Raw genomic sequence first — 9,669 nt, forward strand, 5'->3', positions numbered from 1 at the left:
GGACGCGCCATCCGGTCCGTCAGGCCGGCACTCACCCTGGTCGTCGGACTGACGGTGATGGCATCGAGTTCTGTGCTCACCGCGTTCGCGCACTCGGCGAAGTTCCCGCTCGTGCTATGGGTGCTGCTGTTCGGCATCGGTATGGGCATCACGACCGCGTCCATCCCCAACCTGGTGATCCACTCGGTGCCGGCCGACGTGCAGGCGTCGATGTCGAGCATGGTGCAGACCTCCCAGACGCTCATCGCGTCGATCTTCCCCGTCGCGGCGTTCACCGTGCTCAACTCGCACGTGGCGACGGTGATCGAGGGCTACGCCTACTACACCGACACGGGCATGGTGGTGTCCTACCTGATGTGCGCCGGTGCATCCGCGGCGTCGCTCGCCGTCGCGGTGGGGCTGCTCCGTCGTCGCGTCCACACCGCGGAGGACGCGAACGCGACGTCGCCGGAGGCGGCCGCGCTCGTCTGACCGAACTCGTCGATCCCGCTGCCGGGTGCGCTCTCGAGCGCACCCGGCAGCGGTCGTGTCCGCGCGGAACGCGGACACATTTCCGTCCTGTGTTTCTCTTCACGACCCGTCGCCGAGCTGTTAGAGTCACCACAATCATTGATTGATCGCTTGATCAGTAGAACGATCCTCTGTCGCAGTGGGAGGCATAGTGACGACGCACAACGATGTGCCGGTGGCGGTGATCGATCGCGCTGCCCGGCTGCTCGAGGCATTCCGCGACAGCGAACGCCTCACTCTGGCCGAGCTCACCCGCCTGACGGGTATGCCCCGCTCGTCGACGCACCGGCTGCTGAACCAGCTCGTCGAGATCGGCTGGGTCCGACGGGACGCACCCGCGTACTCGCTGGGCACGAAGATGCTCGAGCTCGGCTCCCTCGTCCAGCACAACGACGCCCTCCACCGAGCCGCGCTACCCGTCATGCACGAGTTGCACGGCCGCACCGGTCTCGTCGTCCACCTGGCGGTGCTCACGGGCACCGAGGTGCTGTACCTGGAGAAGGTCGGCGGACCCTACTCGATGCGTATCCCCTCCCGCGTGGGTGGCCGGCAACCGGCACACTGCACGGCGCTGGGCAAAGCCCTTCTCGCACAGGGGCAATGCGACGTGGAAGCGCTCTTCGCCGATCACCCTCTCCCCGCCCGGACCCCGCACAGCGTCACCGACCTGGGCCGGCTGCGCAGCGAACTCGCCCGCATGCGCGAACAGCACGTCGCGCACGAACGCGACGAGGCCGCGCCCGGCGTCTCCTGCGTCGCGGCGCCGATCGGACCGGCCGGCAAGTGTGTCGGAGCGATCTCCGTCAGCGGTCCGTCTGCATCGATCCGCGCCACCGCCCTGGCCGCGCCGGTGCGCATGGCCGCACTGACCGCGTGGCGGCGCTTCACCCACCTGCGTGCCGGAAACGTCCGGACTGCGGTGTGACACCGCATTGATCGATTGATCAATAGATGTGGCACAATGGACCGGCCGACGACCACCGAGTCCCGAGGAGTGCCATGGATCCGCACGAGCGCCGCCGCCAGATCCTGGACAGATCCGCACAACTCTTCGCTTCCAAAGGGATTGCGTCGACCACCATCCGGGAGATCGCCGACGAGGTCGGCGTCTACTCCGGGGCGCTCTACCACTACTTCCCGTCCAAGGAAGCGATCGTCACCGAATTGATCCGCGAGTACATCGACGACCTGAGCGGGCGGTGTCGCGAGATCACCGCGCAGTCCCAGACCCCGGTCGAGCGGATCGAGGCGCTCGCGTTGCTGGCCCTGTCCACGTCGGAGGACTACCGCGGCGCCACGACGATCTGGCAGCGCGAGGGCGAGTACATGCGCGACCGCCTCGTCGAGGCCGATCTGGCCGAGACCGCCGACGAGGTCGAGAGAGCGTGGCGGGCGGCCATCGCCGACGGCGTGGCCGAGGGGATGTTCCGCGACGACATCGACCCGGACGCGTTCTACCAGTTGATCCGTGACGCCGTCTGGCAGGCACCGCGCTGGCACCGCCCGACCGCAGAGCGTTCCAACGCCGATCTCGCTCGCGAGATCACCCGCATCTTCGTCGACGGCTTCCGCCCCCGCGCCGAATGACCGGCCACGGGGGCGCCCGCGCATCGACCGGTCAGACCCGGCGCGCCAGGGTCTCATCGACCTCCTTCTGCCAGTTCTCCAGCGCACGGGTGGTATCCACCTCGAATTCGAAGCGCTGCACCATCTCCGGGGTGACGTCCTCGACGTCGACGAAGAACTGGCTGTACCAGCGCCGCAGCTGGTAGACCGGCCCGTCCTCCTCCGTCAGCAGCGGATTCTCGATCCGGGTCTTGTGCTTCCAGATCTCGACGTCCTGCTTGAACTGCGTCTCCACACCCTCGGTGAACATCGTCGCCATCGCCGCGGCTTCCTCGTCCCCGACCCCGTCCACCTTCTTGACGATGGTCCCGAACTGCAGCACGAACGAGTCCTGCGTGACCGGGTAGTGGCAGTTGACGAGCTTGGTCTCGACCGTCACGTCTCCGGCGACCGTGTAGACGGTGTCGAGCATGAAGGACGGTCCGTAGTACATCGCGTCCGAGATCGTCTGCGAATCCGGCAGATCCAGCTGCACACCCGTCTTGATGTCGTCACGGCCGGTCGAACGCATGTGCTGCGCGGCGATGTGACCCTCGAAGACGTTCTTGAAGTACTGCGGCATCTGGAAGTGCACGTAGAAGAAGTGTGCCATGTCGACGACGTTGTCGACGATCTCCCGGCAGTTCGATCCCGTCACGTGGAAGGTGTTCCACGTCCACTCGCTCCAGGTGTCGGTCCCGTAGTCCGCGATTCCGGGGATGGTCACGTCCGCCGGCGGCGGGTTGCCCTGCGGGTCGTTCCACACGAAGAGCAAGCCGTTGCGTTCCATGTTGATCCAGGACTTCGTCCTGGCGATCTTCGGGGTGCGGCGGGCGTACGGCACCTCCGCGCACCGGCCGTCGCCGCCCCATCGCCAGTCGTGGAACGGGCACGCGATCGTGTCGCCCTTGATCTCGCCCCGGGCCAGATTGCCGCCCATGTGCCGGCAGAAGGCGTCGAGGACGTGCAGGGCGCCCTTCGAATCCTCGAAGACCACCAGGTCGGTCCCGAATACCTTGATCTGATGCGGCTTTCCGTCGTGGAACGTCTTCGCCAGTCCGAGGCAGTGCCAGCCGCGGGCGTACCGCGTCGGGTTGCTGCCCGTCTCGATGCTCCGAACCTCGATGGTCTCGGGTTCAACAGTCATGAAGTCCTCCAGGTGATGTGCTTCCGGGTGCGGCGACGGACGCCGGACCGACTACGGTTCGACCCGCTGCGAGGGCACGAGCCGGCCGTCACGCACGGCTCGATCGACCGACTCGTGCAGCGCTCCGCAGCGGGGCAGGTAGGTCGTGGTCTCCCCCGCACAGGCCGCCGCGGCGAACTCGCGGCAGGTGTCGCGGGCCGGCCCTGTCCACTGAATGCTCGTGTGCACGGGGCTGTACTTCGCCACGAACACGGTGTTGCCACACGCATGACAGTCGAGCGACTGCATCGATCACTTCCTTCCTCGGGTACCTCGAGCGTAGGAATTTCTCCGCGCTGTGGCTGCGGGGTGTCAGCTCAACGGGACACCTTTTCCGAGGCGGGATTCGGGACCGGGGTCAGGACGCATCGCGTGCCGGTGTGCGTGCCGGCCGGGTCGGTGACTCCGCCGAGCAGAACGAGCGGGGCGCGCACCACCGCTCACCGGTCGGCGATTTCGCGAAGGTGATGCCCCAACCGGTCACGCTCGGCGTCCGACTGTTCGGCAAGCTCGCACCGAAGGTCTACCCGTATCGGGACCTGCATCCCCTGGAACAGGCTCCGCAGTTCCTGCCCCTCAGACGTCCCGCTGGGGCAGGATCTCGACGTACCCGTCGGTTCCGTTCACGCGGATCTGTTGCCCGTCGCGAATCAACCGGGTGGCACCCTCCACACCCACGACGGCCGGCAATCCGTACTCCCGCGCGATCACCGCCCCATGGGTCATCAGTCCGCCCACCTCCGTCACCAGGCCTTTGATCGCGACGAACACGGTAGTCCAGCTCGGATCGGTGTAGGCGGTGACCAGGATGTCGCCCGCCTCGAGATCGGCCTGCGCCATATCCGACACGACACGGGCTCGCCCCTCGATACTCCCGGCGGACACCGGCGTACCGGCCAGCGCTCCAGGCGGGACGCCTTCGCGCCGATACCTTCCGGCGACGACCTCGCCGTCCGATGTGAACACCCGGGGCGGCGTGAGCGCCTGGTACGAGCGGAATGCGGCCTTTCTCTCACGGATGAGCTGGTCACACGATCGGTGCGTGAGCACGACCTCGCGCAGCTCGTCGAACCTCAAGTAGAAGATGTCTTCCTCGCGGCGAAGCACACGCGCCTGCACGAGCCGCTCGGCCTCGCCCAACAAGGCTTGCTTGTATACAAAGTAGCGGCTGACCATGCCGTATTTCGGATACTCCCGATACCCGGAGAAGGCGCGGACACGGTCGATCATCCGCTTGGCCTCACAGGCTTTTCGCTCTCCGTCCGGCAAGGCGCGCAGACGCTCCAGCAACTGGTGTTCCTTCTTGCGAGCCTCTCGCCGCCCGTGCTCGAAGCGTCGCTTTCCAGCGCCCGGCCCGAAGTTTCTGATGTTGCTCATGAGCATCGGCACCAAGGTGGTGGGGCGTTCGCTCCAGCGCGGTCTCGTGATGTCGATCTCGCCGACGCAGCGCATGCCGTGCTTGTCGAGGTAGGCCTCGATCGCCGCGCGCGCCTGCGGGCCGCCGGCGCGTTTCGCCAGCTCGTCCAGGAAGCTCCCCTCCTCGAAGCCCGCGTCCTCGACGTGCTGCAGAAAGGCCACCACGTCCGGGTGCGGCCGGATCGCGTCGGCCACGCCCACGAGCGCCAGGCCCATCTCCGACGTGACGTTGCGCGGGACCGATTGCGTGAGCGTGTCGGCTGCGTTCTTCTCGCCCAGCCAGGCCTGAAGCCGATCGTTGAGCCACCAGGCTGCTTCCATCGCCGCCGTGATCACCTGGTGGCTCCGCGGGTCGAACAGGATCCGCCTCAGCTCCTTGAGGTCGGCCGAGATGAAGTCGAGCAGCGCCGCTCCGGACTTGGCCCGGATCTCGCGCTTCAACATCGCGACAGAGGCCTGGCTCTGCGCCATCAACTCGGCGACGATGCCCTCGTCGGCCTCGATCAGGGCAGGTGCATCGCCGGCCGGTACACCGTCGGCCCCGTCGTCCGGACACCACCTGATGAAGTCGACGCGTTCGACGATGGTCGCCAACGCATCCCCGAGAAGCGGATCGGACTTGCCGAGAGCGTCCAGCAGTCCCGTTCTCTTCACCGGCGAAGCCAGAGCCTGGGTGACATCGACGAACAGCCGACCTCCCGCCTCCCTCGTGGGTGCCGGACTCGTCAGTTGCCACAGGGAGATCCCCAGGGGCTTCATCGGGTCGGTCATCATCTGCTGGTGGCCGACAGAGACGTACACACGGTTCTCCCCGTCGTCGACCACGGGGGCCGGGAACAGCGTGGTGATCGGGCGACTTTGCACGATTCGGAAACCGTCGTCGACCAGGCACCATTCGATGTCCTGAGGACTGCCGAAGTGCGCTTCGATTCTTCTGCCCAGCCGCTCGAGTTGCACAACTTGCTCATCTGTCAGCACCGATCGGTTCTGCTGCTCCTGCTCGATTCCCTGCATGTGCGTGCCACCGGCTGGCGCTGCTTGGACGGCGCGTTGTTTGGTGGCGACGGTCCTGTCCGTGACTTTGCCGTCACGCACCTTGTAGACGTCCGGGTTCACCAAGCCGGAAACGAGGGACTCGCCGAGTCCGAAGCCTGCCTCCACCGACGCGACCTTCCGATTGGAGGTGATGGGATCGGCCGTGACCAGAATCCCGGCCGCCCACGGGAACACCATCCGCTGGACAACCACCGCCATGCGAACCTTCCGCTGGTCGAAACCGTTGCGCAGACGGTAGGTGACGGCTCGCTCGGTGAACAATGAAGCCCAGCACCGGCTCACGTGCCGGAGAATCGCCGCTGGGCCCGAGACGTTCAGGTACGTGTCCTGCTGACCGGCGAAGGATGCGGTCGGCAGATCCTCGGTCGTCGCGCTGGATCGGACCGCATATGCGGCTTGTTCACCGAGCCGGGCGAGAGAGCGGACGATCTCCGACACCACATCGTCAGGGATGACGCACTCTTCGACCGCACGGCGGATCTGCGCACTGAGCACGCGGATCGAATCGCGATCCGCCGCCTCGAGATGCGACAATCGATCGAGCCGATCGTCGAGGGACGGCACTTCTGCCACGACCCGCCGGAAGGCGTCAGTCGTCACGCAGAACCCCGCCGGCACACGTATGCCTTCGATTCGCGACAGCTCTCCGAGGTTCGCGCCCTTTCCGCCGGCGACCGCAACCTGCGTCCGATCGATCTCCCGGAAGTCCAGTACATATCCCATTCCCCTGCCCTCACCTGTAGATTCCGGCGTTCCGCAGGCGATTATCGGCCACAATTCCGGGCCTCATGAGAGCCTCGAATCGTGTATAACGTAGAAGGGGGGCAGGGACAGCACACCGTCGTGGCGGACCGATATGCCCCGGCATGGTTGATCAGGGCGGAACAACCCTTCGGCCTTCTCCTCCTTGATGATTCGATTGCACATGGCCACGGGACCGAGCCGGGCCGGACCGGGCCGGTGCGAGCACATCGGGCATCTGGACGTTTCTCTCTTCCGCGACAAGGTACGAGTAGCGATGTCCGTCGCACGTCTCAGCGCATCAGCGCTTGACCGCCGTCGACGGGGAGCGAGTGACCGGTGATGTACCGTGCCGCCGGACTGCACAGGAAGACCACCGCCGGACCGATGTCGGTTTCGGGGTCGCCCAGCCGCCCGAGCGGCACGGTGTCGAGATACGCCCGCGCTTCGTCCGGACTCTCCTGCGCCCACACCTCGAGGGCGGATGAATTGGCCAACGGGAGAATCGCATTGACTCGAATCCCGTCGGCGGCCCACTCACACGCCGCCGTGCGGGTGAGGACGCGGATCGCCTCCTTGGCGGCCGCGTAGCCACCGTATCCGGACGGGTCCCAGCGCACCCCCGCCGCGGACCCGAGATTGACGATCGAGCCGCCGCCCTTCAGATGCGGGTGACACGCCCTCATCAGCCGCAGTGTCGCGGTCGGCCCGGAATCCATCCCCCGCTGATAGACCTGTTCGTCGAGGTCGAGCAATCGTCCGTGGACCGTCGACTGGGCGTTGTTCACCAGGATCGACAGGCCGCCGAATCGCGCGATCACCCGCTCCACCAGGAGATCGATCCCGGCCGCATCGGTGACATCGCACACGAAGGCGGCAGCGCGGCCGCCGCGCTCCTCGATCTCCGCCGCCACCTTCTCGATCTTGTCGGCCGTCCTCCCCACCACGGCCACCCGGGCTCCGGCCGCAGCCAACGCCAGGGCGATGCCGCGTCCCACCCCCTGCCCCGCTCCCGTCACCAGCGCCGTCTCACCGTTCACAGAGTTCACGTCCGTCTTCCTTGCTCGGGACCGCACACCGCTGCGCGCGCTCATTGAGTAATCGATCAATCAATTACGATCGATGATGCCGGTTGCGACCGGACCCCGGTAGGTGTACCGGCGGGTAACTTCCGGCACCCGCGGACGCCCTTGCGTTGCGATGAGACCCTGACAGCTGTGGAAATGGTGATCGCGGTGAATCCGGAGCCGGCGTCCAAGCTGGGCTACCTGCTGCGGGTACCCCTCGACGGCGGGCTGGTGTTTCGCACCTCGGGAACCTGGCCGCGCACGAAGGCGCTGTACTGCCATCCGGTGCCGATCGACGAATGGCCCGACGACCCCGAGGTGGTCGAGCGGGTGGCCGTGCGGGCGTGTGCGCGGCGCGGCGCGGCAATCGATCTGGTACTCGATCGGGGCCGGGAGAACCGATCGCAGATCGTGTACACCACCGCGCGCGGGCGCGACGTGGTGTTCTGGCAGTCCCCGCGGACCCGCAAACAGGCCCGGCCGAACGTGCGCACACCCACCGCCCGGGCCGCCGGCATCGCCGAGCTGCCCATCGTCGTCGACTCGCACGAGCGTTACGCCTACCGGTTCGCCGACCAGCAGGTCGGGCTCACCAAACGCGCACTGCCGTGCGGGGACTACGGGGTCTTCCTCGAGGACCGCCTCGTGGCCTCGGTCGAACGCAAGTCGGTGCCGGACCTGGTCTCGAGCCTGACGAACGGCACGCTGCGCTACGCGCTGGCCGAATTGGCGGCCCTACCGCGGGCCGCGATCGTGGTCGAGGACCGGTACTCGGCGATCTTCGCGCTCGAGCGGGTGCGGCCGGCGACCGTCGCCGACGGTCTGGCCGAGTTGCAGGTGCGCTGGCCGAACGTGCCGATCGTGTTCTGCGACAACCGCGCCCTGGCGGAGCAGTGGACCTACCGCTATCTGGCGGCGGCCTACGTCTGGGCCGAGGCAGAGAACACGGCGATCGCCCGCATTGCGGCACCGCGCCCGGTCGACGCGCCCGCTGCCGAATCCGGGGACATCGCCGAATCCGAGAGCGGCGCCGGGGAGGTGGCACCGCCGGCGCCGTCCACCGCCGAGGTTCGGGCCTGGGCACGTGCCCAAGGCCTCCCGGTGCCGGATCGGGGCCGGCTCCGTCCCGATATCTGGCAGGCGTGGAGCTCGGCTCACCCCGAATAACGACCCTGCCCCGAGCCGGACCGCATCGACGACGCCGGCACCGGGGCGGGCGGTCACACCCGGCGCCTGCCCGGACGGCTCAGGGACCATGTACCAATCCGACTGCGGCCCTGATAATCTCGCTCCTCGCTTCCGCCGAACGACCGACGCCGACCGCCGAGTGGACAATGGCCGCACCTTCCACCAGGCTGACCACGGTCGCCGCGACCGCGAGGCTCCGCGACCGGTCGAGATCGGGGCGAACGCAGGCCACGAGGTCGGCCACGTGACCGACGTATCCGGTGCTCTTCTCGTCGGCGTGGATGGGCGGAATCACGAGTGTGGTAGCCGCTGCCCTGATATCCGAGCGCGGCGGAGGTGCCACCTCGGTCGATATCGCAGTTCGCTGGGACATGAACGACATGGCCGGCATCGATTCGGTCGACTTCATGGATCGGCTCGGATACGACTACGAGGTTCGTCGGGGCGGACTACCGGTGACGGTGGCGCCGTTGACAGATCCGCGGATCGTGAATATCGCCGGGTCGCGCACCAAGGTGGTCCGAATCGACACCCCCGAACAGCTGACGCTGCCGATCACCCTCGATGTCGGCACCGTGTCCACACGCATCGGCTTCAGCTCGGGCGCGGCCACCACGGCGTTGCTCGCAGCGAAGAAGGTCGGGTTGTTCAGGTGGGGCAAGGGGGACCGGTGGACATCCGTACGCCGGTCGTTGTTGTACTCGCCCGGCGAGGGAGGGAACGCCGAGATCCGGGTCGACGTCGACGGCGAGGGCGGAAGGACATCGGCAACTAGCAGGAACACGTACAGCGTGGGATAGATGTACTCGCGGTCGCGGGTCTGCCCCTCGGGCATGCCGTCGTGCAGCCAGTGCGACATCGCACTGTCGTCCGGGTGTTCGATCCAGTGGTCGATCAGGG

At 67.0% G+C, this 9,669-nt stretch carries 9 protein-coding genes and 2 pseudogenes; 5 read left to right on the forward strand and 6 right to left on the reverse strand.

Annotated features, from left to right (window positions below):
• The 3 genes and pseudogenes from AIIKEEIJ_RS08075 to AIIKEEIJ_RS08085 all read left to right on the forward strand — a co-directional run.
• Nucleotides 1-471: pseudogene (locus AIIKEEIJ_RS08075) on the forward strand (MFS transporter); the annotation flags it as partial.
• Nucleotides 472-661: 190 nt separating this feature from the next.
• Nucleotides 662-1,435: an IclR family transcriptional regulator domain-containing protein gene (locus tag AIIKEEIJ_RS33945; RefSeq protein ID WP_161995384.1), complete on the forward strand. Its 774-nt coding sequence runs from the start codon at nt 662-664 to the stop codon at nt 1,433-1,435.
• Nucleotides 1,436-1,509: 74 nt separating this feature from the next.
• Nucleotides 1,510-2,097, forward strand: a complete 588-nt coding sequence (locus AIIKEEIJ_RS08085; protein WP_161995385.1) for a TetR family transcriptional regulator — start codon at nt 1,510-1,512, stop codon at nt 2,095-2,097.
• 31 nt (nt 2,098-2,128) lie between these two features.
• Here the strand turns inward: AIIKEEIJ_RS08085 and AIIKEEIJ_RS08090 are convergent, their stop codons facing one another.
• From AIIKEEIJ_RS08090 to AIIKEEIJ_RS08105, 4 genes are all read right to left on the reverse strand, one after another.
• A complete protein-coding gene (locus AIIKEEIJ_RS08090) occupies nt 2,129-3,262 on the reverse strand; it encodes a Rieske 2Fe-2S domain-containing protein (RefSeq protein WP_161995386.1) in 1,134 nt (377 codons plus the stop codon).
• A 51-nt stretch (nt 3,263-3,313) separates the two neighbouring features.
• Nucleotides 3,314-3,550 carry a hypothetical protein gene (locus AIIKEEIJ_RS08095; RefSeq protein ID WP_161995387.1) on the reverse strand — a complete coding sequence of 79 codons (237 nt, stop codon included), beginning with the start codon at nt 3,548-3,550 and terminating at the stop codon, nt 3,314-3,316.
• Between the two features lie 327 nt (nt 3,551-3,877).
• Nucleotides 3,878-6,496, reverse strand: a complete 2,619-nt coding sequence (rph, locus tag AIIKEEIJ_RS08100; protein WP_161995388.1) for a rifamycin-inactivating phosphotransferase — start codon at nt 6,494-6,496, stop codon at nt 3,878-3,880.
• Nucleotides 6,497-6,807: 311 nt separating this feature from the next.
• Entirely contained in the window at nt 6,808-7,563 is a 756-nt protein-coding gene (locus AIIKEEIJ_RS08105; protein WP_029545691.1) for an SDR family NAD(P)-dependent oxidoreductase, read from the reverse strand.
• A gap of 168 nt (nt 7,564-7,731) precedes the next feature.
• Between AIIKEEIJ_RS08105 and AIIKEEIJ_RS08110 the strand changes: the two genes are divergently transcribed.
• Nucleotides 7,732-8,748: an ERCC4 domain-containing protein gene (locus AIIKEEIJ_RS08110; protein WP_161995389.1), complete on the forward strand. Its 1,017-nt coding sequence runs from the start codon at nt 7,732-7,734 to the stop codon at nt 8,746-8,748.
• Between the two features lie 79 nt (nt 8,749-8,827).
• Here the strand turns inward: AIIKEEIJ_RS08110 and AIIKEEIJ_RS32950 are convergent, their stop codons facing one another.
• Nucleotides 8,828-9,178 carry a hypothetical protein gene (locus AIIKEEIJ_RS32950; RefSeq protein ID WP_238406257.1) on the reverse strand — a complete coding sequence of 117 codons (351 nt, stop codon included), beginning with the start codon at nt 9,176-9,178 and terminating at the stop codon, nt 8,828-8,830.
• On the opposite strand from AIIKEEIJ_RS32950, the gene AIIKEEIJ_RS08120 reads away from it, so the two are divergent.
• Entirely contained in the window at nt 9,141-9,569 is a 429-nt protein-coding gene (locus AIIKEEIJ_RS08120; RefSeq protein WP_238406259.1) for a hypothetical protein, read from the forward strand. The two genes, AIIKEEIJ_RS32950 and AIIKEEIJ_RS08120, sit on opposite strands and share 38 nt — an antisense overlap.
• Here the strand turns inward: AIIKEEIJ_RS08120 and AIIKEEIJ_RS32955 are convergent.
• Nucleotides 9,488-9,669, reverse strand: a pseudogene (locus AIIKEEIJ_RS32955) (cytochrome P450); the annotation flags it as partial. The gene AIIKEEIJ_RS08120 and the pseudogene AIIKEEIJ_RS32955 overlap by 82 nt on opposite strands.

The organism is Rhodococcus sp. YH1 (genome assembly GCF_009939605.1).
GTDB lineage: Bacteria > Actinomycetota > Actinomycetes > Mycobacteriales > Mycobacteriaceae > Rhodococcus > Rhodococcus aetherivorans.

Coding starts and splice junctions, on each gene's coding strand:
- AIIKEEIJ_RS08085 (WP_161995385.1), top strand. CDS start 1,510: ATGGATCCGCACGAGCGCCGCCGCCAGATCCTGGACAGATCCGCACAA.
- AIIKEEIJ_RS08090 (WP_161995386.1), bottom strand. CDS start 3,262: ATGACTGTTGAACCCGAGACCATCGAGGTTCGGAGCATCGAGACGGGC.
- AIIKEEIJ_RS08095 (WP_161995387.1), bottom strand. CDS start 3,550: ATGCAGTCGCTCGACTGTCATGCGTGTGGCAACACCGTGTTCGTGGCG.
- rph (WP_161995388.1), bottom strand. CDS start 6,496: ATGGGATATGTACTGGACTTCCGGGAGATCGATCGGACGCAGGTTGCG.
- AIIKEEIJ_RS08120 (WP_238406259.1), top strand. CDS start 9,141: ATGAACGACATGGCCGGCATCGATTCGGTCGACTTCATGGATCGGCTC.
- AIIKEEIJ_RS32950 (WP_238406257.1), bottom strand. CDS start 9,178: ATGAAGTCGACCGAATCGATGCCGGCCATGTCGTTCATGTCCCAGCGA.